The following is a 22,911-nucleotide window of genomic DNA, read 5'->3' on the forward strand; positions in this document are numbered from 1 at the left end:
CACCCGCTCGGGCCGGTTAGCCTGGTGGGGTGCTGCTCGCGCCCGCGCTCGACCGCGCACTCGGAGTGCTCGCCGGCCGCCCGATCGTGGCGCTCACCGGTGCCGGGCTGTCCACCGACTCCGGCATCCCCGACTACCGCGGCCCCGGCTCGCCCCGCCGCACCCCGATGACGTACCAGGAGTTCCTGTCCGGCGAGGCTGCGCAGCGGCGGTACTGGGCACGCAGCCACGTCGGCTGGGCGCGCATGGCGCGGGCCACCCCGAACGCGGGCCACGTCGCGCTCGCCGCGCTCGAGCGCTGCGGGGCGCTGCACGGGCTGATCACGCAGAACGTCGACGGGCTGCACGGGGCGGCAGGCAGCCGCGCCGTGATCGACCTGCACGGCCGCATCGACGACGTCGTCTGCGTGGGCTGCCGCAGGCGCAGCTCCCGTGCCGCGCTGCAGGAACGGCTCGCCGAGCTGAACCCGGGGTTCGTCGAGGCCGCGGGCAACGCCGTCGAGGCCGCCCCGGACGGCGACGCCGAGCTCGCGGCCGTCGACGGCTTCCGCACGGCGAGCTGCACGGGCTGCGGCGGCGTGCTCAAGCCGGACGTCGTGTTCTTCGGGGAGAACGTCCCGCGCGAGCGGGTGGCCCGGGCGTACGCGATGGTCGACGCGGCCGCGGCGCTGCTCGTGGCGGGCTCGTCGTTGACCGTGATGTCGGGGCTGCGGTTCGTGCGCCACGCCCACAAGGCCGGCATCCCCGTCGTGATTGTCAACCGGGGTGCGACGCGCGGCGACGACCTCGCCACCGTGCGGGTGGACGCGGGCTGTTCCGAGACGCTCTCCACCCTGGCCGCCGCGGCGAGCACCGCAGCCTGACGCACACCGCGGTCCGCGCGACAGCAGCGAGGCACTGCTCGCGCCGCGCCCGAGCGCAAGATCGGACCGAGCCGCACGTCCCGGCGGACGTTACGACCGTCCGGTACTTCTCGGGCCGATCCGGGTCGGTTGATCAGGCCGACCCGCACACCGCGGTCCCGCAGGCAGCCGTGAGGTACTGCTCGCGCGTGATCAGCGGCGGCTGATCGGGCTGGGCCGCGATCCTCCGGCCGGACGGGCGCGGGCGAGGAGGATGCAGGCGGCCGCGACGGTCTGCGCGCCCAGCCACGCCACACCGGTGCCGGCCAGGCCCATCACGGGCATGAGGAACCAGCTGCCGCCGATGACGGCCGCGGTGATCGCCGCCGGCAGCCCGAACAGGACGCGCCCGTCGCGGCGCACGCGGGCGGCCCAGACCGTCGACCAGGTGATGACGTTCGGCACGGCCGAGAGCACGAGCAGCACGAGCAGCAGGGTGCCCTCCTGCGCGTAGTGCTCCCCGAAGAGCGACATCAGCGGGTAGGCGCCCGCGGAGATCGCGAGCGAGGCGGGCAGGAGCAGCGCCATGGCCTTGTGGACCATGCCGCGCCGGGCGGTCTCGAGCTCGTCGGGGTCGGCGGCGACGTGGGCCACCAGCGACTGCCCCATGCCGTTGACGACCAGGTAGAGCGCGTACGCGATCTGCCAGGCGATGCCGTACACGGCGGCGGCGCCGGGTCCGAGCCGGGCCAGCACGGCGAGCGGCAGGCCGAACACCGCGGCCAGGAGGAGCACGGTGCCCGCGTAGTCGGCGCGGACGAACGTGGCGACGTCCCGCGCGGTGACCGTGGGCGGTGCGGCGTCGCGGGGCGCGCGCGGGAGCACCCGGGCCAGGTACGCGGAGACGAGCAGGACGATCACGGCGGTGGCGAGCACCCAGGCCACGGCGAGCCCGGTCCAGAGCCCGAGCGCGGCCGCACCCGCGAGGAACACGATCTTCAGCAGGGAGAACACGAGGTTCTCCAGGGGCACGAGCCGGGCCTGCTTGATCGCGGGCAGGACGTAGTCCTGCATCACGAACACGGCCCACACCGGCGTGGCCAGGGTGAAGAACGCCAGCAGCTCGGAGCCGCCGAACACCGCGTAAAGCTCGGGTGCCCACCACGGGGCGCCCGCGGCGAACACCGCGCCGGCCAGGGTGGCCGCCGCGAGCGCCGTGGCGTAGCAGCCCACCACGAGCGCGCGGGCGTGCCGGCCCGCCACCGGGACGAAGCGCAGGAGCGCGTTGCCGAGGTTGAGCTGCGCCGCGGTGCCCAGCAGCGTCATGGCGGACAGGACGGTGCTGTTCACGCCCACCGTCGCCGGGTCGTACAGACGGGCAGCCACGATCCAGAAGACGAGGCCGAGCACCGAGGTGAGCCCGGAGCTCAGGACGAGCGCGAGCCCGTCGCGGTGCTGCGGGGTGCGCCAGCCGCGCAGCAGCCACGCGGCGGTGCCCCGGACGGGCTCGGGGTGGTCCTGCAGCGTCGTCATGTGGCCTTCCGGTCGCCGACGATGGGGCGCGGGCCCCGCGGTCGACTCTCACCCTGTGGGGTGAGCACTGAAGCCACGCTGAGAGCAAGCTCCAGCCTGAAGCGACGCTGAGAAGGATGATCTACGTCACCCGCCCGGGGTACGGGAGCGGGTCAGGGGCGACGCGCCGCGCGCCGCGCGGCGATGCGGGAGGCGGCGGCGTCGACCGCGCGGTCGGCGGCGACGGCGGTGCCCCAGCACAGCGGCACCAGCACGACCGTGGCCAGCACGACCTGGAACCCGAAGGGCAGCTGGGTGAGCCAGAGCTCGACGGCGTCCCACCAGTCCGCCAACGCCCGCACCACGTCCACCACCCCCACGGCTCCCGCACGACGCGGTTCGCCCGACGCGGCTCACACAGTAACCCCGGGCGATCCGCACTAGATTCCGCGGCATGTTCGCCGTCTACGCCGCAGAGCCAGCCCCCGACGCTCCGCTCGACTCGCTCACCGTGGGCGAGCGCCCCGATCCGGAGGTGCCGGAGGGCTGGGTGGCCGTGAACGTCCGCGCCGCGAGCCTCAACATGCACGACCTGTGGACCCTGCGCGGGGTCGGGATCAAGCCCGACCAGTTCCCGATGATCCTCGGCTGCGACGGGTCGGGCACCCTCGCCGACGGCACCGAGGTCGTCGTGCACTCGGTGATCGGCGACCCCGCGTGGGACGGCGACGAGACGCTGGACCCCAGGCGCACGCTGCTCACCGAGAAGCACCAGGGGACGTTCGCGGACACGGTGGTCGTGCCCGCGCGCAACGTCGTGCCGAAGCCGGCGAACCTCACCACCGCGCAGGCGTCGGTGATGGGCACCGCGTGGCTCACCGCCTACCGGATGCTGTTCACGAAGTCCGGGCTGCGGCCGGGGCAGACGATGCTCGTGCAGGGCGCGTCCGGTGGTGTGTCCACCGCGCTGGTGCAGCTGGGCCGCGCCGCCGGGATGCGGGTCTGGGTGACCGGCCGCACCGAGGAGAAGCGCGCGGTGGCCGAGCGCCTCGGCGCCCACGCCACGTTCCCGTCCGGGGAGCGGCTGCCGGAGCGGGTCGACGCCGTCTTCGAGACCGTCGGTGACGCCACGTGGTCGCACTCGATGCGTGCACTCAAACCCGGTGGGGTGATCGTCGTCTCAGGTTCGACCAGTGGGGCGAACCCCGGTGCCGACCTCCAGCGGCTGTTCTTCCTCCAGCTGCGCGTGATCGGCTCGACCATGGGGACGCGCCAGGAGCTCGTCGACCTGCTGAAATTCGTCGAGAACGCCGGCATCGCGCCCGAGATCGGGCTCGAGTTGCCGATGGATCGGGCGGCCGAGGGCTTCCGCGCGATGCTCGACGGAGACACTTCCGGGAAGATCGTATTTACCCGATGAAACCGTTCATCGCGCTGAATCGGCCGTTCGTCTAAGGGTTCGGGTTCCTGAGAACCCCGTTCGGCCTTCTCAGGACGTACAGTGTGTGACCGTGTCTGAGCCACCAAGTCGAATGGCGCCGGGGAGCATCCCCGCCCCGGCGCCGCCGCGGATGACAGGACTGGTCGACCTGCTCGACCGATTGGACCGTGCTGTTGCCGCTGCACTCTCGCCGGTCACCTCCGCCGAGGGCGTCAGTCGTGACGGATGGCGGGTGCTGTTGATGCTCGCCCGGGGCGGCGGGCGGAGCATGGGCGAGATCGCCTCGCACACCGCTCTGCCGGCCCCCACCGCCACCCGTGTCGTCGACCGCCTGGTCGCCGCGCAGCTGGCCTACCGCCGTACCGACCCGATCGACCGCAGGCGCGTGCTCGTCCACCTCGCGAGCGGCGGCCGCGCCGTCGTCGAGCGGGTCTGCGGCCGGGTCGAACGCCGAGCGGGCGAGGCCCTCGGTTCCGCCCACACCCCCGAACGCGCGCAGCTCGCCGAGCTCCTCGAAGCGCTGGCGAGCCAGCCCGTCTGACCCCCGTATCCCCCGACCCCCCTACTGATCCCCCGGAACTCACGTCCCCGACAACTCGAGAGCCCGATCGAGCCACCGCTGGTCCCGCACCCCCATGTACCGCCGGGCCACGGCCACCTCGGGCACCCGCTCCCGCGACACGGTGGACGCGGCCATCAGGTCGGCCACGGTCACCCCGTGACCAGGCCGGTCGAGCAGCTCCACCGTGTCGCCGGCGCACACCAGCCCGGACTGTTCCACGGCGAGGTACGCCCCGGGCCGGCCGGCCGCGATGAACCGCTTCACCAGATCCGGCACGCCGCGGAACGAGGAGAACACCCGGCACGGCGTGCGACTGCTGCGCACCTGCAGCACCGCCTCGCCCACCCGCCAGCGTTCGCCGAGCACGGCGCCGGTGCAGTCGACGCCGGAGACCGTGAGGTTCTCCCCCACCCCGCCGGGGCGCACGTCCTGGCCGAGCTCGGCCGCCCAGAACGCGAGGTCCTCGCTCGCGTAGGCGTAGACGGCCTGGTCGGGGCCGCCGTGGTGCTTGGTGTGGCAGATGGTGTCGCCCTCCACGCCGGCGACCGCCAGCAGCACCGGTCCGTCGACGGGCCGCTTGTCGATGCCGGTGCGCCCGTCCGGGGCCCGCGTGTCGATGTCGCTGCGCACCACGGCGACGTTGACCGACTCGACCCGCCCCGTCACCGGAGGCTCCCGGTGGCGCGGGCGGCCGCCTCGCGCGCCTCCGCGCGGAGCGTGGCCACGAGCTCGGCCGCCGGCACGGCCCGGACGAGCGGGTAGGCCTGGCCGGCCCAGAGGTTGGTGGTGGCCGGGTCGCCGCCGGCCCTGATCGGTCGCGTCATGTGGTGCACCTGTGGGTAGGCGGCCGGGGCCGCGGTGGTGTGGGCATCGAGGAAGGCGTTGCGGACGCCCCGGGCGGGGCGCCCGGTGAACGCACGGGTGATCGCCGTCGGCGGCCCGCCGGGGTCGGTGAGGGCGGCCCGGTGGGCGGGCCGGGTGCCTGCCTCCGGACAGGCCAGGAACGCGGTGCCGAGTTGCGCGGCCACCGCCCCCGCGGCCAGCACTGCGGCGACGCCCGCGCCGTCGACGATGCCGCCCGCGGCCACCAGCGGCAGATCGGTGGCGGCGGCGACGAGCCGCAGCAGCGCGAGCAGCCCGTACTGCGGCCCGCCCGCCGGGTCGCCGGGGTCGTCGTCGAACACGCCGCGGTGCCCGCCCGCCTCCACGCCCTGCACGACGAGCCCGTCGACGCCCGCCGCTGCGGCCTGCCGCGCCTCGTCCGGGCTGGTGACGGTGGCGAGCACCTCGCTGCCCGCCGCGCGCAGCCGGGCGACCGCGGCGGGCTCGGGGCAGCCGAAGGTGAACGAGACCACCGGCACCGGGTCGGCGAGCAGGAGCGCGAGCTTGCCGGGGTACCCGTCGTCCTCCCACTCCGGCTCCCCCGGCTCCAGCCCCGCCGCCACCAGCCGCTCGCGGTACGCGGCCACGCCGGCGTCGCGCCGCTCGCCGGGGAGGAACAGGTTCACGCCGAACGGGCGCGCGGTGCGCTCCCGCACGGCGGCGACGGCGGCAGCCAGCGCGTCGGCGCCGAGGTAGCCGCCTGCGAGGAATCCGAACCCACCAGCCTCGGACACGGCGGTGACCAGGTCGGGGGTGGTGGCGCCGCCCGCCATCGGCGCCACCACGATCGGGGAGTCCAGCGCCGTCAGCACACCGCTCACGCTAATGCCGCGCCGCCGTGCGGGCACCGCAGTTGTGAGCCGCCGATCAGCCGCCGGGCAGGAACGCGGCGGCGGTGGCCTGCCCCGCCGCGGCGTACGGGAACGCCACGATCAGCAGCGCACCGACGGCGACCACCACGAAGCGGCGGATCCAGCCGCCGTGGACCACCAGCCAGCCCACGACGTAGGCGATCGCGAACGGCAGGGTGATCGTGTAGAGGGCGGCGAGCTCGGCACCGGGGTCGTCGTTCGCCGGGCCGCCCCCGACGGCGGTGAGCACCACACCGGCGGCCGCGATCACGACGAGGCCCGTGGCGAGGAGCGTCCACCTGGTCTTCGCCCGGCCCGCGGCGATGCCGATCACCAGCACGCCGAGCAGCACGGCCCCGGTGATCGCGGTGGCATGGGGCAACGGGGCGGCGCTCATCCCCCCATCGTGCCCCCCGACCGGGTCATCCGGGCAGCCGCCGCGCCGGAGCTGATCTAGCGTCGAGGCGTGCGCCGCTCGACCGCCGCAACCGCCCTGCTCACCGCGCTCGCGCTGGGCGTGCTGGGTCCGCCCGCCACCGCGCTGGCCCAGCCGCCGGGCAGCGACGTCGGCGCGTGCCGCGACGGGAACTGCACCCTGCGGGTGACCGGCCCGGTGGAGATCCCCCTGGACGGGCGAGCCGGGTCCACCGGGCTGTCGGTCTCGTCGATCGGGCCCTACGCGGTGGCGTTCTGGGTGCACCGGCCCAGCGGCAACGGACTGGGCGTGGTCGGCCGCTCCGGCACCGTCCGGTTCGGCTCGGAGCAGGGCTCGCTCGCGGTCCGCGTGCTCGAGCTCGGTCCCGACGGCGCGGTGATCGAGCTGACGACCACCCCCGCCTGACACGCCTCAGGGGCGCAGGCCGTCCAGCAGGCGGGCGGGGACGATCGTGACCGGGAAGGGGCGCTCCGCGCGGAACTCCTCGTCGCCCACGACGTGCCCGACCTCCCGGTACGCCCCGGCGCCGTCGAGCTCGAACGCCGTGAGCGCGCCGGGCTCGGCGGGGTCGAGCAGCCAGTAGGACGCCACCCCGATCCGCTGGTAGTGCGCCTTCTTGGTGTTGCGGTCGTGCAGGGCGGTGCTGTGGGACAGCACCTCGACCGCCAGCACCGGGGCGGCGGGGAGGTTGCGCGCCGTGAGGTCGGTGTAGCGGGCGACGATCACGTCCGGCTGCACCTCGCTGTCGAACGCCGTCTGCACGGCGAACGGCGCCACGAGGACGCGTAGCTCCCGCGGACACGCCCCCCGCAGCTCGACGGCGAGCGAGAGTGCCATCTCCTGGTGGCTCCAGCCCGGCGCCGGGATCACGATGAGCATCCCGTCGATGAGCTCGTACCGGTTGCCGTCATCCGGCATCGCCTCCAGGTCGGCAACCGTGAACGGGCGACCTGTCGGGATGGACGTGCGACCGGTGGTCATGACTCCCATGGTCCCCTCCTTCCGTCGCCCTGCACAGACGGAACCGGGGACGCGCGGGTTCCCTACTTCTTCGCCTTGTCGGCGGTGGATTCGGTGGAAAGGGCCGCGACGAAGGCCTCCTGCGGAACCTCGACCCGCCCGATGGTCTTCATGCGCTTCTTGCCCTCCTTCTGCTTCTCCAGCAGCTTGCGCTTGCGGGTGATGTCACCGCCGTAGCACTTCGCGAGGACGTCCTTGCGGATGGCGCGGATGTTCTCGCGCGCGATGATGCGCGACCCGATCGCCGCCTGGATCGGCACCTCGAACTGCTGGCGCGGGATCAGTTCGCGCAGCTTGGAGGCCATCGAGGTGCCGTAGGAGTAGGCCTGGTCCTTGTGCCGGATGGCCGAGAACGCGTCGACCGGCTCGCCCTGCAACAGGATGTCCACCTTCACCAGGTCGGCCTCCTGCTCGCCCGCCTCCTCGTAGTCCAGTGAGGCGTAACCGCGCGTGCGGGACTTCAGCGCGTCGAAGAAGTCGAAGATGATCTCCGCGAGCGGCATCGTGTAGCGCAGCTCGACCCGGCTCTCCGACAGGTAGTCCATGCCGCCGAGCTGCCCGCGGCGGCTCTGGCACAGCTCCATGATCGCGCCGATGAACTCCGACGGCGCCAGGATCGTGACCTTCACGACCGGCTCGTGCACGCGCGCGACCTTGCCCGATGGCCAGTCGGACGGGTTGGTGACGGTGAGCTCGGTGCCGTCGTCGAGCTCCACCCGGTAGACGACGTTGGGGGCGGTGGAGATGAGGTCGAGCCCGGCCTCGCGCTCCAGCCGGTCGCGGGTGATCTCCAGGTGCAGCAGGCCGAGGAAGCCGCAGCGGAACCCGAACCCGAGCGCCGCCGACGTCTCCGGCTCGTAGGTGAGCGCGGCGTCGTTGAGCTGCAGCTTGTCCAGCGCCTCGCGCAGCTCCGGGTAGTCGGAGCCGTCCACCGGGTAGAGCCCGGAGTAGACCATCGGCCGCGGCTCCCGGTAGCCGGTGAGCGGCTCGGTGGCGCCGTGGCGCTGGCTGGTGACGGTGTCGCCGACCTTCGACTGCCGCACGTCCTTCACGCCGGTGATGAGGTAGCCCACCTCGCCGACGCCCAGGCCCGCCGACGCCTTGGGCTCCGGCGACACGATGCCCACCTCGAGCAGCTCGTGGGTGGCGCCGGTGGACATCATCTTGATCCGCTCGCGTGGGGTGATCTTCCCGTCGACCACGCGGATGTAGGTGACGACGCCGCGGTACGTGTCGTAGACCGAGTCGAAGATCATCGCCCGGGCGGGCGCGTCCGCGTCGCCCTGCGGCGGCGGCACCACGTCGACGACCTGGTCGAGCAGCTCGGCCACACCCTCGCCGGTCTTCGCGCTCACCCGCAGGACGTCCCACGGATCGCAGCCCACGATGTGGGCGATCTCGGCGGCGTAGCGGTCGGGGTCGGCGGCCGGCAGGTCGATCTTGTTGAGGACCGGGATGATCGTGAGGTCCTTGTCCAGCGCCAGGTAGAGGTTGGCGAGCGTCTGCGCCTCGATGCCCTGCGCGGCGTCGACGAGCAGGATCGCGCCCTCGCACGCCTCGAGGGCGCGCGAGACCTCGTAGGTGAAGTCGACGTGGCCCGGGGTGTCGATCAGGTGCAGGACGTGGTCCTGCCCGTCGACGCGCCACGGCAGGCGCACGTTCTGCGCCTTGATCGTGATGCCGCGCTCGCGCTCGATGTCCATCCGGTCGAGGTACTGGGCGCGCATCATGCGGTCCTCGACCACGCCGGTGAGCTGCAGCATCCGGTCGGCCAGGGTCGACTTGCCGTGGTCGATGTGGGCGATGATGCAGAAGTTCCGGATCAGCTCCGGCGGCGTGAACGTCTGATCGGCGAAGCTCACTCTGTTCCTTTTCCTACGGGGTCCTCCCATCGTCCCACGCCGCACCCCCGAGCAGTCCGAACGGGTTACTCGGCCACGCGCTGCTCCGTGGCCACCTGCGGGGCCTCGTCCTCGTCGTCGGCGACCACCGGGTCGATGTCGGCCGTGCAGTACTTGCACTTCGTGGCGTCGATCGCCACGAACTCCTTGCAGCGCGGGCACTCCCGGCTGCCCTGCGCCTTGAAGTTGCCCAGACCGAGCCGCTTGAGCAGCTTGACCATCGCGAACAGCACCGCCGCCAGCAACAGGAAGTTGATGACGACGGTCAGGAAGGCCCCGTAGCGGATCTGGGAGCCGTTGAGGGTGAAGGCGAGGTCCGAGAAGTCGGGCTGCCCGAAGATCGCCGCCACGAACTGCATGATGACGTCACCCGCGAGGCTGTCGACCAGCCCCGCGAACGCCGTGCCGATGATGAAGCCGAGCGCCAGGTCCAGCATGTTGCCGCCGAGCGCGAACGCCTTGAACTCGTCCCACAGTCCTCGCATCGCCGCCTCCCGGTGCGGGCGCCGTCGCCCGCATCGCGGCCGATGATCGGGTGAACACCGACCGCACGCACGCGCCGGCGGGAAATACCCGCCTATCGGTGCAGCGCGCACGGCCGGCCGACGGAATTCGGGCACAGCGGGTGATCGCGAGGCAACCATCCGTTGGATCTTGGGGCCGAGATCGTCGTCAACGCTCCCCGGAGCCTTCCGCCATGCCACGATTCCGGGCACCAGAGGTTGCGGGGAGCGAGCGGTGACATCGACGCGCACAGCCGCCGAGTGCGCCCTCCTGCGCGGGGCGCCGGAGTGCAGGTGCGCGCAGGACGCCCCGCACCTCACCGAGGAGCAGATCGTCACCCGGGCGCTCACCAAGATGCGCTTCGAGCAGCGTGCCGACCGGGCGGGCAAGGCCGCCGCCCGCCGCGGGCTGGACGCGATGCTGGCGCAGGCGCGCGGCCGGGGCCCGTCCACGCTGGTCTCCGAGCTGCTGCGGATGAGCCTCATGATCCGGCTCCTCGGCGAGGACGAGTCCGACGCCGACGACGTCGAGGCCCTGCTGCAGGAGTTCATCGAGCTCGCCGAGCTCGACGCCGACCCGCGCCGCCTCGGCGAGGCCGCCACGCTGCGCGCGTTGCGCACCGCCGTGTTCGGCCACGCGGAGAACGCGCTCAGCGACGCCGCGTCCGCCTTCGCGATCCTGACGGACCTGACGGCGCCCGGTTCGGATCCGGGCGAGGACCCGGACCGCTGGTCGCGCCACTTGCCCCACAGCCTCAACGGGCTGGTGCTCGTGCTGATCAAACTGGGTTCGCACGAGTTGGCCGACGAGGTGTCGCAACGTGCCGTGGCCGTCTCGGAACAGACCGGTTCGATCATGGACCGGCTGGTGCACCAGCTCAACCGGGTGCGGCTGCAGCTGTCGTGGGCGTTGCGCCTCGAACGCGGTGGCCGCGACGGCGCCGCGGCCACCCGGTTCCTCGCCGCCGCGCAGACCGCCCACACCGCGGCGGGCCTCTGGGTCACCGCCATGCGCACCGGGCGGCCCGCCACCGAGGAGTGCTCGGTGATCGGCGCTGCGTACGCCCTGCGCCGGCCCGGCCCCGAGCACCTGGACATGCTGGTGCGGCTGCACCCGCTGGCGCACTTCACCGAGGACCGGGTGCTGCTCGCCATCGCCACCGCGCGGTGCCTGCTCACCGTGAACCGGCCGCGCGACGCCGCCTGCGCGCTCGCCCCGCTGCAGGCCGAACTGCGCGGTGGCGCGATCTCCGAGACCGTGCTCACGCTCGCGCTGCACCGGGAGGTCGCGCGGGTGGAGCACATCGCGCGCGGCGGCACACCGTCAGAGGCGCTGGAGCTCTACGCGGCCGCGCTCGAGAGCGAGCTGTGGGCGCTGCGGGAGGCGCGGCACACCGCGCTGCGCAGCCACTCCGAGCACCACCGGCTCGCGCGCGAGCACGGCGCCGTCGCCGCGCAGGCGCTGCAGGACCCGCTCACCGGGCTGCCGAACCGCCGCGCACTCGACATGCGGCTGGCCGAGGTCAGCTCCACCCCGGCCGGCCACCCCTACGCCGTGGCCCTGATCGACCTCGACGGCTTCAAGGACGTCAACGACGCCCACTCGCACGCCGTGGGCGACGCGGTGCTGCGCGAGATCGCCTGCTGCCTGCGCACCACCCTGCGCGCGCAGGACCTCGTGGCCCGCTACGGCGGCGACGAGTTCGTGGTGGTCATGCCCTCCACGCCGCTGCCGGTGGCGCGCGCGGCGCTGCAGCGGGCCGCCGACGCCGTGGCGGCACTGCCGCCCGAGCTCGCGGCAGGCGTCACGACGTCGATCGGGGTGGTGCGCGCACCCGTCGACGGCGAGCCCGCGGCCGCGCTGGCCGCGGCCGACGCCGCGATGTACCGCGCCAAACACGCGGGCGGCAACGCGGTGGTCAGCGGCGCGGCGGTGCCGATCGCGGGTCTCTAGCCCGCCCGCACCGCCCCGGACCGGGCCGATGTCATCCAGGGATCCGGCGAGCTGTACCATGGACCGTCGAGCGCCCGGCGTGACGAACGATCCACGCCGCCGGTGCGGAGAGCGAGCAGTCCACCGGCAGGAAGAACTCGAGGCATTCGCGTGGCCAACATCAAGTCCCAGATCAAGCGGGTCAAGACCAACGAGAAGCGCCGCCTGCGCAACAAGTCGGTCAAGTCCGCCGTCCGCACCGCCGTGCGGCAGTTCCGCGAGGCCGCGGAGGCCGGCGACACCGAGACGGCCACCCAGCTGCAGCGTGCGGCCGCCCGTGCCCTGGACAAGGCTGCCAGCAAGGGCGTCATCCACAAGAACCAGGCCGCCAACCGCAAGTCGGCGATGGCCAAGCGCGTCGACGCGCTCTGACAGACCCGCGAAAGCGCCGATCCGCATCCCGCGGATCGGCGCTTTCGCGTGCGCGAGGCGCGGTCAGAGCTCGGCGGCCGCGGGCACGAGCTCCCGGCCGATGATCTCCAGCGGCGTCAGCTCCCACACCCGCGGCACCCAGCCGTGCACCTCCTGCACCCCGAGCGGGGCGAGCCGCTCCAGCTCCGCGCGCAGCGCGTCGACCTTCTCGCCCCGCTCACCGACGTCGAGCGGCAGCATCACGGTCTTCTCGATCTCGTCGTAGGGCCGGCCGACGGCCTCGCAGTGCCCGCGCAGGACGTCGAGCTTGCGCTCGAGGTCCGGTCCGGCGAACAGGTTGCACGCCTGCGCGTACTGCGCCACCAGCCGCAGCGTCTTCTTCTCACCGCCGCCCCCGATCAGGATGGGCGGGCGGCGCAGCGGCTGGGGCCGGTTGAGCGTGCGCTCGAGCCGGTAGTGCTTGCCGACGTAGGGTTCCTCGCTCTCGCTCCACATCTGCTGCACGATCTGCAGCGTCTCCTCGAGCCGCTCGAACCGCTCCGCCGTAGGCGGGAACGGCAGCCCCAGCCCAGCGGCCTCGTCCCCGTTCCACGCGGCCCCGATCCCGAGCATCGCGCGCCCGCCCGACAGCACGTCGAGCGTGCTCACGAGCTTGGCGAGCATCCCGGGCTCCCGGTAGCTCACCGCCGTGACCCACGCGAGCAGCTCCACGCGCGACGTGCGCGCGGCCAGGTACCCCAGCGTCGTGTAGGCCTCGAGCATCTCGTGCTCGGGCGGGCCGAGCACGGGGATCTGCCACACGTGGTCCATCACGCTCACGCGCGCGAACCCGGCCTCCTCGGCGGTGGTGGCGATGCGGGTCAGGTCCTCGGCGAGGCGCGCGGGGCCCGACGGGTAGGTGAAGTCGGCGATGTGCAGACCGATGTCCACTGGTGCTCCTCCGTGCCTGCGTCCCGATCAGCGGTCACCACCGACGCTAGCCCTCCCGGCGCGCCCGGACGGGTGGTCATGGTGGCCCTGCCGATCCCAGGACGGAGACGGCGGCGGCGGGCTGGAACTCGGCCAGGAGCGCCACGATCTCCGCCCGCGCCGCGGCGACGTCGCGCTCCGCGCCCTCGTGCAGCCCCTCCACCACGACGAGCGCGTCCGTCGTGGTCTCCCGGGTGGCACTCTGCGCGCTCTGGCGCCAGCACCAGCGCCGGGCGCACGCCACCCCGGAGCGGTCGACGAACACCACCTCGCCCGGCTCCGGGGCGACCGGCTCGTCGGATCCGAGGTCGGTGAACCGTTCGGACCCGGTGGCGAACCGCACGGTGATGTCCCCGTCGATACCGGCGAGGTCCACCACCGCCACCGGCAGGGCGTACCGGATCGACACGAGGTTGCCGAGGTCGACGAGCGCGTTGATCGACGGGATGTCGCCCTGTTTGGCCAGGCGCCGCAGCAGCGCCTCCGCGGCGCTGCGGTACTGCGTGGGCTTGGCCCCGAACGCGGCGAACGCCCGCCGCCAGGCCGCGATCGAGGGGAACTCGGCCGGTGGCGTGGTGGCGAGGCGGTCGCAGACCTCCTTCTGCGTGGTGCGGTAGCGCTCCAGCAGCGCGGCGGGCGTCGGGCCGTTGGTCAGGCCGGAGGCGCGGACGATCCCGGCCCGGATGCCCGGGTACCGGTCGAGCACGGCGTGGTCGTAGGAGAACACGCGGATCACGCTAGGCCAGACTGGTCCCGTGACCGAGTCCACCGAGCCCGTGATCAACGGGACCAATCCGGGGCTGCGCATCGAGCTCGGCGACCTCACGGCGCGCGGCCCCCGCGCCCTCACCGACGGGCTCGCCGACGCGCTTCGCCACGCCGTGCGCGCCGGCAGGCTCCCCTCCGGCACGCGACTGCCCGCGTCCCGCAGCCTCGCTTCCGACCTCGCGGTCTCCCGCGGCGTGGTGGTGCGGGCCTACGAGCAGCTCGTGGCCGAGGGCTACCTGCGCGCCCACACCGGGCGGGGCACGGTCGTCAGCGACGTCCACACGACGGAGAGCGGCACCCCACCCCCGGTGCGGCCGTTCGAACCCGGCAACCCGGGCGTGCCGGCGCTGGGCGCGTTCCCCCGCACCGAGTGGCTGCGGGCCCTCGAGACGGCCATGCACTCCCTGCCCGACGCGGAGCTGGGCTACGGCGACCCGCGCGGCCACCCCCGGCTGCGCCGCGCCCTCGCCGCGTACCTGGGACGCACGCGCGCGGTCGTCGCGCCGCTCGACCGGATCGTCGTCACCGGCGGGTTCGCGCAGGCGGCCCGGCTGATCGCCGAGGCGCTGGCGCGCAGCGGGGTGCCCGCGGTCGGTGTGGAGGACCCCGGCTCGGTCGGCGTGCTCGAGACCTTCCGCATCGGCGGCCTCGCCACGCACCCGATCCCGGTGGACGAGCACGGCGTCGACGTCGGCGCGCTCGTCGCGTCCGACCTGCGCGCCGTGTCCGTCACCCCCGCCCACCAGTTCCCCACCGGCGCCGTGCTGGCCCCGGAGCGCCGCGCCGCCCTGCTGGAGTGGGCCGTGGCGCACGACGGCGTCGTGATCGAGGACGACTACGACGCCGAGTACCGCTACGACCGCTCCCCCGTCGGCGCCCTGCAGGGCCTCGCCCCCGACCGGGTCGTGTACGGCGGAAGCATCTCCAAGACCCTCGCCCCCGGCCTGCGGCTCGGCTGGGTCGTGGCCCCGGCCTGGCTCGCCACCACCCTCACCGAGGTCAAGCACTGGGCCGACATCGCCGAGCCCGTGCTCGACCAGGTCGCGCTCGCGGTGTTCATCGAGACCGGCGCGCTCGACCGCCACATCCGCCGCATGTCCGTCCGCTACGCCGAACGCCGCCGGGCGCTGCTGGCCGCGGTGGCCCGCCACCTGCCGGGCTGGTCGGTCACCGGCGTGGCAGCGGGCCTGCACGCCGTGCTCGTGCCGCAGCGCCCCGTGCCGCCCGCGGCGCTCGAGGCCATGGCCCACGCCTACGAGGGGATGCGCGCGATCCCGCTCGCCGCCTACGCCCGGTCGACCCGCCCGGCGCCCGGTCTCGTCGTGGGCTACGGATCCGTCACGCCCGACCGGATCGAGCGCGGCATCGCCGCGATGGCGCGAAGTGCCGGTTGACGTCAGAAGGCCGGCCAGGGAATTGCAGGCCCGTAACCCGACGGCTCGGGGTAGCAGGATTCCTCGAGCAGGTGCTCGACCCGGTGCACGAGCGTGCGCAGCTCGCGGCGCGTGATGTGCTCCGACAGCGACTCGGCGAGCTCACCGCCCAGCTCGGCCCGCAGCCGCTCGAGCATCTCGACCACGAAACGCGGCAGCGGCTTGCCCACCCAGCCCCACAGGACGGTGCGCAGCTTGTCCTCGGTGTGCATGCACAGGCCGTGGTCGACGCCGTAGACGTTGCCGTCGATGCCCGCGAGGACGTGCCCGCCCTTGCGGTCGGCGTTGTTGGCGACCACGTCGAACGCGGCCATCGCCTGCAGCTCGGGCGTGTCGGCGTGCACGAGCACCGCGGGCTCGCCGTGGTCACCGCGGGCCCGCAGCACCCCGATCCAGCCCGGCGGCACGTCCGCGGGCCGGCAGACGTCGACGAGTTCGCGTTCCTCGTCGGTGTCGACCCAGACCTGCACCATGCCCGGGCCGAACGGGCCGTCGCGCAGCACCGTGGGCGGGACGACGTGGAAGCCGCCCGCCTCGGAGACGAGGTAGGCGGCCGCCTCCCGGCCGGCGAGCGTCCCGTCGGGGAAGTCCCACAGCGGGCGCTCGCCGCGCACCGGCTTGTACACGCACTCGGCGGTGACCCCGTCGAGGGTGATGGTGCCGAAGAGGGTGGCGTTGGAGGCGTCGACCAGGCGGCCGGTGATCTCGATTCGGCCGTGCCGCAGCAATCCCGGCACCGCCGGGTCTCGGGGGTCCACCGGGTCCCGCGTCAGTCCTCGACCGGGGACCGTTGGTGGTACCCGTTGAGCCGCACGCAGACGTGCCCCTGGGGGTCGAGCGGCTCGGCACACAGCGGGCACGGCGGGCGCCCCGCGGACACCACGCGCTCGGCGCGGTCGGCGAACGCCCGCGCCTGCACCGGCGACAGGAACACGCGCAACGCGTCGGGGCCCTCCTCGGTGTCGTCGAGCACGACCGACTCGTCGACCTCCTCCTCGGTGACCGCGAGCAGCTCCACCACGATGGAGCGCGACTCGGAGTCCCAGCCCAGGCCCATCGTGCCCACCCGGAACTCCTCCTCGAGCGGCACGGCGAGCGGGTCGAGGTCGGTGCCCGGCTCCTCGTCGGGCAGGTCCTCGGCGCCGAAGCGGCGGGCCACCTCCTGCAGGAGCGCGGTGATCCGGTCGGCGAGCACGGACACCTGCTGTTTCTCCAGCAGCACGCTCACCGTGCGCGCCTCCTGGATCGCCTGGAGGTAGAACGAGCGGTCGCCGGGCTCACCGACGGTGCCCGCGACGAATCGCTCGGGCTGGCGGAAGACGTGGATGACGCGTGACATGGCGCCATCGAGAGTAGTCGGCTCCGGCGCCGACGGCACGTCTGCGCCGGTTAAGCCCCGGTGTCGCCGCCCACCACGGCGTCCGAGCTGCGTGCGGGAGCCTTGCGCCGCCTGCGCTTCGGCGGGGGCGGGATCAGCCCGGACACGTCCCCGCCCAGGTCGTTCACCCGCGCGACGAACGGGCGGGTCTCGGTGTAGTGGACGACGCTGATGGAGCCCGGGTCGACCACGATGCGCTGGAAGTTGTCCAGGTGCGTCGCGAGCGCGTCGGCGAGCACCGCCTTGATCACGTCGCCGTGGCTGCAGGCCAGCCAGACCGCGCCGGCGCCGTGCTCCTCCGTGATCCGCGCGCCGTGCCTGCGCACCGCGGCCACCGCCCGCGCCTGCATGCCGGCGAGGCCCTCCCCCTCGGGGAAGACGGCCGCCGAGGGGTGGGCCTGCACCACCTTCCACAGCGGCTCCTTGACGAGCGTCTTGAGCTCCCGCCCCGTCCACGAGCCGTAGTCCACCTCGGCGAGCTCGGGCTCCGTGCTCGGCACGAGCTCCCTGGCCTGCGCCAGCGGCGCCACGGTCTGCTCGCACCGCAGCATCGGCGAGCACACGATCTCCGCGATCGGGACGCCCGCGAGCCGGTCCACCAGCTTCTCGGCCTGCGCCCGGCCGGTGTCGTCGAGCCCCACGCCCGCGGCGCGCCCGGCGAGCACGCCGGACGCATTGGCCGCCGAGCGTCCGTGGCGGAGCAGGATGAGCGTCGTCACGAGCGCCGAGCGTACGTGCGCCCCCGCACGACCCGCCGCCCGTCGTGGTCGCGGCGCGCCTGCTCGACCTCGCCGAGGTGGGCGCCGGACCACTCGGCCAGCGCCGCGAACAGCGGCGCCAGGCTGCGGCCGAGGTCGCTGATCTCGTACTCGACCCGTGGTGGCACCTCGGCGTGGTACGTGCGCAGGACGAGCCCGTCACGCTCCAGTTGCCGCAACCGCTGGGTGAGCACCTTGGGCGTGATCGTGGCGATGCGACGCTCCAGCTCCACGAACCGCTGCCGCCCGTACTCGTGGAGCGCCCACAGGATGGGGGTGGTCCACCGGCTGAAGACGATGTCGACCACCGGTGCGATCGGGCAGGCCGACTCGGGGCCTCCTGTGCCGTCGATCACATGTTCCCGCTCTCGTCGATACTTTCCTCTGGGTACCTACTGTCCTGTCGATAGTAGCTTCCGCCGAGTACCTCTCGGAAGGAGAGCGAAGATGATTGTGGTGACCGGAGCTACCGGGAACGTCGGACGACCGCTCGTGGAAGCGCTCGCGACGGCAGGTGCACGGGTGACAGCGGTGTCGCGGAGGGATCCGGTGCCCGCCCTGCCGGACGGCGTCCGCCACCGCCGGGTGGACCTGGCCGACGCGGACGGGCTGCGCTCGGTTCTCGAGGGCGCCGATGCGCTGTTCCTGCACGACACCGGGGCCGGCGCCCACCTGCTGAACCCCCGGGACGTGCTCGACACCGCGAAGGCTGCCGGCGTCGACCGGGTCGTGCTGCTGTCGTCCCAGGGCGTCGCGACCCGTCCGGAGTCGTCCTCGCACGGCGGTGTGGGCCGGTCGTTCGAGGACTCCGTCACGCAGTCGGGCACGGACTGGACGATCCTGCGGCCCGGCGGCTTCGACTCCAACGCCTTCGCCTGGGCGGAGTCGGTTCGCACGCGGCGAACCGTCGCGGCGCCGTTCGCCGGCATCGGCCTGCCCACCGTCGACCCCGCCGACATCGCCGAGGTCGCCGCCGCCGCCCTGACCGCGGACCGGCACGCCGGGCGGGTCTACGAGCTGACCGGGCCCGCGCTCTGCACCCCGCGCGGACGCGCCGAGGCCATCGGGCACGCGCTCGGTGAGCCGATCCGGTTCGTCGAGCAGACCCGAGACGAGGCGCGGGCACAGATGCTGCAGATCATGCCGGAGCCGGTGGTCGAGACCACCCTCGCCATCCTCGGCGAGCCCACCCCCGAGGAGCAACGGATCAGCCCCGACGTCGAGCAGGTCCTCGGCCGCGCGCCTCGCACGTTCGCCGAGTGGGCCGCACGCAACGTCGCTGCCTTCCGCTGACCCCGCTCGTGCGGGCGTTCTACGTCGCCGCGATCCACCCCGCGCCCAGCGCGACGAACAGCAGGCCCCCCAGCGCCACCCGGTACCAGACGAACAGGTAGACGCTGTGCCGCTCGACGTAGCGCAGCAGCCACGCGATCGACGCGAACCCGATCGCGAACGCGATCACCGTGGCCACCAGCATCTGCGCGCCTGTCGGGCCGTCGCCCGCGAACACGTCCGGGAGCTGGAAGATCCCGGACGCGACGACCGCCGGGATCGCCAGCAGGAACGAGTAGCGCACCGCTGCCGGGCGGGTGAAGCCGAGGAAGAGCCCCGCCGTGATCGTGCCCCCGGACCGCGAGACGCCCGGGATCAGTGCCATGGCCTGCGCGAACCCGAGCAGGATGCCGTCGGCGGGCTTCATCTCGTGCAGCTCGATGCGCTGCTTGCCCACCCGCTCGGCGAGCCCCAGCAGCAGGCCGAACACCACGAGCGTGGTCGCGATGAGCCACAAGTTGCGGGCTGCGGTCTGGATCTGGTCCTCGAAGAGGAACCCGAGCACCCCGATCGGGATCGTCCCGATGATCACGAGCCAGGCGATCCGGTAGTCCGGCGTGGCGCGCACGGCGGGGAACCGGAAGCCCCGCACCCACGTGAGGAACAGGTGCCCGATGTCGCGGGCGAAGTAGACGAGCACGGCCGCCTCCGTGCCCAGCTGGGTGACGGCGGTGAACGCAGCACCTGCGTCCCGCCCGAAGAACACCTCGGACACGATCCGCAGGTGCGCGGACGAGGAGATCGGCAGGAACTCCGTCAGCCCCTGCACCACTCCGAGCACGATCACTTCCAGCCACGTCACTCGCGGGACCGTACCGAGGGCTCCGGCGCGCCCCGCATAGGCTTCCCCCCGTGCGGCGGCGACGGGTCGGAGGCAGCGGGCTGGAGGTTTCGCAGATCGGGCTCGGCACCATGAACTGGGGCACGGGCACCGACGTCGAGGACGCCACCGAGCAGCTCACGGCGTTCGTCGACGCCGGGGGCACCCTCGTCGAGACCGCGGGGAGCTACGGCGACGGCGCGGCGCAGGAGATGCTGGGCGAGGTGCTCGCCCGCTCGGTGCGGCGCGAGGACGTCGTGATCGCGGGGCGTGGCGGTGTGCCGGGCGGCCCGCTCGGCGACGGACCCGCCCGCGGCGCGCTGCTCGACGGCCTCGACGCCGTGTTGGAGCGCCTGGGCACCGACCACCTCGACCTGTGGCAGCTGTCCGGGTTCGACCCGCGGGTCCCGGTCGAGGAGACGCTCTCGGCGGTGCAGGTGGCGGTCTACTCCGGCCGGGCCCGGTACGCGGGGCTCGTCGGCCCCTCCGGCTGGCAGCTCGCCACCCTCGCCGAACGCGGACGCGCCCTGGGCGGGGCCACGGTGCCGGTGTCGGCGCAGGTCGAGTACTCGCTGCTGTGCCGCGACCCGGAGGCGGAAGTACTGCCCGCGGCCGTGCACCACAAGGTCGGGCTGTTCGCGTGGGGCCCACTGGGGAGGGGCGTGCTCACCGGCAAGTACGTCGACGGCACCCCCGCCGACTCCCGCGGCGCCTCCCCCGAGCTCGCCCCGTACGTCGAGGCGCGCCGCACCGAGCGCTCCGCCCGGATCGTGCAGGCGGTGCTCACCGCGGCCGACGGGCTCGGCACGTCGCCGCTCTCCGTCGCGCTCGCATGGGTGCGCGACCAGCCGGGCGTCAGCGCCGCGATCGTCGGCGCCCGGGACGCCGCGCAGCTCACCGCCTCGATGGCCGCCGACCCGCTCGTACTCCCCGCCGAGATCCGCACCGCGCTCGACGACGTGAGCGACCCCGTCTGAGGGCGTGTGAACGGTGGCACGGCCTGCCGGGCGCGCCTATGGTGTGGAAGCGTTCCACCTGCCGTTCACCGTGGCGTCAGGTGGCGGCGGAAAGTGCTAGGGAGGTGAGCCGGTGGCGCGGAGCGGCCCGACCGGCGCGGTCGAGGGGGATTCTGCCGACGGGGACTGGGAGTACCGCCCGGTCCAGCTCCCGGGCGACGTGTCCCGGATGACCGCGGCGGTACGGCTGGCGATCCAGGCCGAGTTCGGCGGCTGGGAGCTGTCCCGGGTGCGGCTCTACCCGGGCGGTGTGCGGAAGGTGGTGCTGCGCCGCCGGCGCAGTTCGAGAATGTTGCCCGAGCTCTCCGTCTGATCCTTCACCCGCCCGGCGACACCTGCTCCGCGGCGAGCGACCCGAGCAGGGCGAGCGACCGGGCGGTCTCCGAGCCCGGCTCCGCGTGGTAGATCACGAGGACCTGGCCACCCGAGTTGTCGATCGGGAGCTTCTCCCGGCGCAGCTCGAGCATCCCGACCTCCGGGTGCCGCATGCGCGTGACCCCGCCCACCAGCGGCACCACGTCGTGGCGTGCCCAGAGCTGGCGGAACAGCTCGCTGCCCAGCGACAGCTCCCCCACCAGCTGCGCGAGCCGCGGATCGTCGTCGACCTCCGGGCCGAGCGAGGTGCGGAACGCCGCCACCATGCCGCCGATCGCCTGTTCCCAGTCGGGGTTCAGGTCCTGCTCGGCCTCGTCGAGCAACACCGAGCGCAGGCGGTTCTCCCCCGGCCGGATCCGCGGCGACAACGCGGTGGCGAGCCGGTTCGCGGCGAGCACGTCGAACATCCGGTTCTCCACGAACGCGGGCAGGCCGATCACGTCGATCAGCTGGCGGATCCCCGCCGGCACCACCTCGCGGCGCGGTCGCCGTTGCGTCCGCCGTCGCGCGGTGGCCAGGCTCAGCAGGTAGCGGGTGGCCGTGGCGTCCAGGCGCAACACCCGGGCCAGCGCCTCGAGCACCTGCGGCGACGGGTTGCGGTCGCGTCCCTGTTCGAGCCGCAGGTAGTAGTCGGCGCTGATGCCGGCGAGGGTCGCGACCTCCTCACGGCGCAGGCCCGGCGTCCGCCGCCTTCCCGCCACGTGCAGACCCACGTCGGCGGGGTCCACCAGCTCGCGGCGCGCCCGCAGGTACTCACCCAGCGCGTTCGACCTGGTCACACGTTCATCCTAGGTCTGGGACGGCGCCCGATCCTGGTCCCGTCACTCCCAGGGTACGCAGGACGATCCCGTCCACCGGCCGGCCGCCGAACGATGGGGGCATGGCACAGAACGACCTCCCCGGTGGCCGCTACACCGTCGGCGACATCGACCTCACCCGCGTCGGCTACGGCGCCATGCAGCTCGCGGGCCCCGGCGTCTTCGGACCCCCTGCCGACCGCGACGCCGCGATCGCCGTGCTGCGCGAAGCCGTCGACCTGGGCATCACCCACATCGACACGGCCGACTTCTACGGCCCGCACGTCACCAACGAGATCATCCGCGAGGCGCTCTCCCCGTACCCGGACGACCTGCACATCGTCACGAAGGTCGGCGCCCGCCGCGACGAGAACGGTGGGTGGCCCCACGCCCGCACCCCGGCCGAGCTGCGCGCCCAGGTCCACGACAACCTGCGCCACCTCGGGCTCGACGTCCTCGACGTGGTGAACCTGCGCGTCGGCGGCCTCGAGTCGGCCGAGCCCGGCTCCATCGCCGAGCAGTTCGCGGCCCTCGCCGAGCTGCGGCAGCAGGGCCTGATCCGCCACCTCGGCCTCAGCACCGTCAACGCGGAACAGCTGGCCGAGGCCCAGTCGATCGCCCCCGTCGTGTGCGTGCAGAACCTCTACAACGTCGCTCGCCGCGGCGACGACGACCTCGTCGGCCTCACCGCGCGCCAGGGCATCGCCTTCGTGCCGTACTTCCCGCTGGGCGGGTTCTCGCCGCTCCAGTCCGACGCGCTCGACACCGTCGCGAAGCAGCTCGACGCCACCCCGCTGGCCGTCGCGCTCGCCTGGCTGCTGCAGCGGTCGGAGAACATCCTGCTGATCCCCGGCACGTCGTCGGTGGCGCACCTCCGCGAGAACGTCGCCGGCGCCGGGCTGGAACTGCCGGCCGACGCGCTCGCGGAACTGGACGCGATCGGGCGGTAG

At 73.5% G+C, this 22,911-nt stretch carries 27 protein-coding genes; 11 read left to right on the forward strand and 16 right to left on the reverse strand.

All coding sequences use genetic code 11. From position 1 onward, the window contains the following. Positions 1-29: 29 nt before the first annotated feature. The gene (locus tag ACFPL3_RS29450; protein ID WP_379589763.1) at positions 30-863 is read left to right on the forward strand and encodes an NAD-dependent protein deacetylase; all 834 of its coding nucleotides are present in this window, start codon (positions 30-32) and stop codon (positions 861-863) included. Positions 864-1,055: 192 nt separating this feature from the next. On the opposite strand, the gene ACFPL3_RS29455 is transcribed toward ACFPL3_RS29450, so the two are convergent. Beyond that, positions 1,056-2,375: a lipopolysaccharide biosynthesis protein gene (locus tag ACFPL3_RS29455; protein ID WP_343945062.1), complete on the reverse strand. Its 1,320-nt coding sequence runs from the start codon at positions 2,373-2,375 to the stop codon at positions 1,056-1,058. A gap of 152 nt (positions 2,376-2,527) precedes the next feature. Next, positions 2,528-2,734, reverse strand: a complete 207-nt coding sequence (locus ACFPL3_RS29460; protein ID WP_343945063.1) for a hypothetical protein — start codon at positions 2,732-2,734, stop codon at positions 2,528-2,530. A gap of 74 nt (positions 2,735-2,808) precedes the next feature. Between ACFPL3_RS29460 and ACFPL3_RS29465 the strand changes: the two genes are divergently transcribed. Together ACFPL3_RS29465 and ACFPL3_RS29470 are read left to right on the forward strand one after the other, a co-directional pair. Continuing rightward, on the forward strand, positions 2,809-3,774 hold the full coding sequence (locus ACFPL3_RS29465) for a zinc-binding dehydrogenase (protein ID WP_343945064.1): 966 nt from the start codon (positions 2,809-2,811) through the stop codon (positions 3,772-3,774). A 151-nt stretch (positions 3,775-3,925) separates the two neighbouring features. After that, the gene (locus ACFPL3_RS29470; RefSeq protein ID WP_343945118.1) at positions 3,926-4,336 is read left to right on the forward strand and encodes a MarR family winged helix-turn-helix transcriptional regulator; all 411 of its coding nucleotides are present in this window, start codon (positions 3,926-3,928) and stop codon (positions 4,334-4,336) included. Between the two features lie 39 nt (positions 4,337-4,375). On the opposite strand, the gene ACFPL3_RS29475 is transcribed toward ACFPL3_RS29470, so the two are convergent. Genes ACFPL3_RS29475 through ACFPL3_RS29485 form a run of 3 tightly spaced genes read right to left on the reverse strand, consistent with a single transcriptional unit; the run spans position 4,376 to position 6,487 of the window. Beyond that, complete coding sequence (locus tag ACFPL3_RS29475) at positions 4,376-5,023, reverse strand: MOSC domain-containing protein (protein WP_343945065.1); 648 nt, start codon at positions 5,021-5,023, stop codon at positions 4,376-4,378. Beyond that, entirely contained in the window at positions 5,020-6,051 is a 1,032-nt protein-coding gene (locus tag ACFPL3_RS29480; protein ID WP_343945066.1) for a nitronate monooxygenase, read from the reverse strand. The genes ACFPL3_RS29475 and ACFPL3_RS29480 overlap by 4 nt, the downstream gene beginning before the upstream one ends. Positions 6,052-6,106: 55 nt before the next feature. Further along, positions 6,107-6,487: a hypothetical protein gene (locus ACFPL3_RS29485; RefSeq protein WP_343945067.1), complete on the reverse strand. Its 381-nt coding sequence runs from the start codon at positions 6,485-6,487 to the stop codon at positions 6,107-6,109. A gap of 69 nt (positions 6,488-6,556) precedes the next feature. Here ACFPL3_RS29485 and ACFPL3_RS29490 point away from each other — a divergent pair, with 69 nt between their 5' ends. Next, the gene (locus ACFPL3_RS29490; RefSeq protein ID WP_343945068.1) at positions 6,557-6,931 is read left to right on the forward strand and encodes a hypothetical protein; all 375 of its coding nucleotides are present in this window, start codon (positions 6,557-6,559) and stop codon (positions 6,929-6,931) included. 6 nt (positions 6,932-6,937) lie between these two features. Here the strand turns inward: ACFPL3_RS29490 and ACFPL3_RS29495 are convergent, their stop codons facing one another. From ACFPL3_RS29495 to mscL, 3 genes are all read right to left on the reverse strand, one after another. After that, a complete protein-coding gene (locus tag ACFPL3_RS29495) occupies positions 6,938-7,507 on the reverse strand; it encodes a Uma2 family endonuclease (RefSeq protein ID WP_343945069.1) in 570 nt (189 codons plus the stop codon). 62 nt (positions 7,508-7,569) lie between these two features. After that, on the reverse strand, positions 7,570-9,408 hold the full coding sequence (gene lepA, locus ACFPL3_RS29500) for a translation elongation factor 4 (protein ID WP_343945070.1): 1,839 nt from the start codon (positions 9,406-9,408) through the stop codon (positions 7,570-7,572). A gap of 65 nt (positions 9,409-9,473) precedes the next feature. After that, complete coding sequence (gene mscL, locus ACFPL3_RS29505) at positions 9,474-9,932, reverse strand: large conductance mechanosensitive channel protein MscL (protein ID WP_343945071.1); 459 nt, start codon at positions 9,930-9,932, stop codon at positions 9,474-9,476. Between the two features lie 253 nt (positions 9,933-10,185). On the opposite strand from mscL, the gene ACFPL3_RS29510 reads away from it, so the two are divergent. Both ACFPL3_RS29510 and rpsT read left to right on the forward strand, forming a co-directional pair. Continuing rightward, positions 10,186-11,904, forward strand: coding sequence for a GGDEF domain-containing protein (locus ACFPL3_RS29510; protein ID WP_379589764.1), 1,719 nt, complete (start codon positions 10,186-10,188; stop codon positions 11,902-11,904). A gap of 150 nt (positions 11,905-12,054) precedes the next feature. Further along, the gene (rpsT, locus tag ACFPL3_RS29515; RefSeq protein WP_343945073.1) at positions 12,055-12,315 is read left to right on the forward strand and encodes a 30S ribosomal protein S20; all 261 of its coding nucleotides are present in this window, start codon (positions 12,055-12,057) and stop codon (positions 12,313-12,315) included. A gap of 63 nt (positions 12,316-12,378) precedes the next feature. Here rpsT and ACFPL3_RS29520 read toward each other — a convergent pair whose 3' ends face one another. Together ACFPL3_RS29520 and ACFPL3_RS29525 are read right to left on the reverse strand one after the other, a co-directional pair. After that, a complete protein-coding gene (locus tag ACFPL3_RS29520; RefSeq protein ID WP_343945074.1) occupies positions 12,379-13,245 on the reverse strand; it encodes an LLM class F420-dependent oxidoreductase in 867 nt (288 codons plus the stop codon). 76 nt (positions 13,246-13,321) lie between these two features. Further along, positions 13,322-14,011, reverse strand: a complete 690-nt coding sequence (locus ACFPL3_RS29525; protein ID WP_343945075.1) for a B3/B4 domain-containing protein — start codon at positions 14,009-14,011, stop codon at positions 13,322-13,324. 28 nt (positions 14,012-14,039) lie between these two features. Here ACFPL3_RS29525 and pdxR point away from each other — a divergent pair, with 28 nt between their 5' ends. Next, positions 14,040-15,446 carry a MocR-like pyridoxine biosynthesis transcription factor PdxR gene (pdxR, locus tag ACFPL3_RS29530; protein WP_343945076.1) on the forward strand — a complete coding sequence of 469 codons (1,407 nt, stop codon included), beginning with the start codon at positions 14,040-14,042 and terminating at the stop codon, positions 15,444-15,446. 2 nt (positions 15,447-15,448) lie between these two features. Here the strand turns inward: pdxR and ACFPL3_RS29535 are convergent, their stop codons facing one another. Genes ACFPL3_RS29535 through ACFPL3_RS29550 form a run of 4 tightly spaced genes read right to left on the reverse strand, consistent with a single transcriptional unit; the run spans position 15,449 to position 17,977 of the window. Then, a complete protein-coding gene (locus tag ACFPL3_RS29535) occupies positions 15,449-16,243 on the reverse strand; it encodes an SCO1664 family protein (RefSeq protein ID WP_343945077.1) in 795 nt (264 codons plus the stop codon). Positions 16,244-16,254: 11 nt separating this feature from the next. After that, the gene (locus ACFPL3_RS29540; protein ID WP_343945078.1) at positions 16,255-16,824 is read right to left on the reverse strand and encodes a DUF3090 domain-containing protein; all 570 of its coding nucleotides are present in this window, start codon (positions 16,822-16,824) and stop codon (positions 16,255-16,257) included. Positions 16,825-16,874: 50 nt separating this feature from the next. Continuing rightward, the gene (locus ACFPL3_RS29545) at positions 16,875-17,582 is read right to left on the reverse strand and encodes a histidine phosphatase family protein (RefSeq protein ID WP_343945079.1); all 708 of its coding nucleotides are present in this window, start codon (positions 17,580-17,582) and stop codon (positions 16,875-16,877) included. Then, complete coding sequence (locus ACFPL3_RS29550) at positions 17,579-17,977, reverse strand: winged helix-turn-helix transcriptional regulator (protein ID WP_343945080.1); 399 nt, start codon at positions 17,975-17,977, stop codon at positions 17,579-17,581. Before ACFPL3_RS29550 ends, ACFPL3_RS29545 begins: the two co-directional genes overlap by 4 nt. 91 nt (positions 17,978-18,068) lie before the next feature. Between ACFPL3_RS29550 and ACFPL3_RS29555 the strand changes: the two genes are divergently transcribed. Next, on the forward strand, positions 18,069-18,914 hold the full coding sequence (locus ACFPL3_RS29555) for an NAD(P)H-binding protein (protein WP_343945081.1): 846 nt from the start codon (positions 18,069-18,071) through the stop codon (positions 18,912-18,914). Positions 18,915-18,933: 19 nt separating this feature from the next. On the opposite strand, the gene ACFPL3_RS29560 is transcribed toward ACFPL3_RS29555, so the two are convergent. Further along, positions 18,934-19,755, reverse strand: coding sequence for an undecaprenyl-diphosphate phosphatase (locus tag ACFPL3_RS29560; protein ID WP_343945082.1), 822 nt, complete (start codon positions 19,753-19,755; stop codon positions 18,934-18,936). 50 nt (positions 19,756-19,805) lie between these two features. Between ACFPL3_RS29560 and ACFPL3_RS29565 the strand changes: the two genes are divergently transcribed. Further along, entirely contained in the window at positions 19,806-20,750 is a 945-nt protein-coding gene (locus tag ACFPL3_RS29565) for an aldo/keto reductase (protein WP_343945083.1), read from the forward strand. Positions 20,751-20,862: 112 nt separating this feature from the next. Then, positions 20,863-21,102: a DUF5703 family protein gene (locus ACFPL3_RS29570; RefSeq protein WP_343945084.1), complete on the forward strand. Its 240-nt coding sequence runs from the start codon at positions 20,863-20,865 to the stop codon at positions 21,100-21,102. A gap of 4 nt (positions 21,103-21,106) precedes the next feature. Here ACFPL3_RS29570 and ACFPL3_RS29575 read toward each other — a convergent pair whose 3' ends face one another. After that, positions 21,107-21,943, reverse strand: a complete 837-nt coding sequence (locus ACFPL3_RS29575) for a helix-turn-helix domain-containing protein (RefSeq protein WP_343945085.1) — start codon at positions 21,941-21,943, stop codon at positions 21,107-21,109. A gap of 101 nt (positions 21,944-22,044) precedes the next feature. Here ACFPL3_RS29575 and ACFPL3_RS29580 point away from each other — a divergent pair, with 101 nt between their 5' ends. Continuing rightward, the gene (locus tag ACFPL3_RS29580; protein ID WP_343945086.1) at positions 22,045-22,911 is read left to right on the forward strand and encodes an aldo/keto reductase family oxidoreductase; all 867 of its coding nucleotides are present in this window, start codon (positions 22,045-22,047) and stop codon (positions 22,909-22,911) included.

The sequence above is a fragment of the Pseudonocardia zijingensis genome, assembly GCF_042657305.1.
Taxonomy (GTDB): Bacteria; Actinomycetota; Actinomycetes; order Mycobacteriales; family Pseudonocardiaceae; genus Pseudonocardia; species Pseudonocardia zijingensis.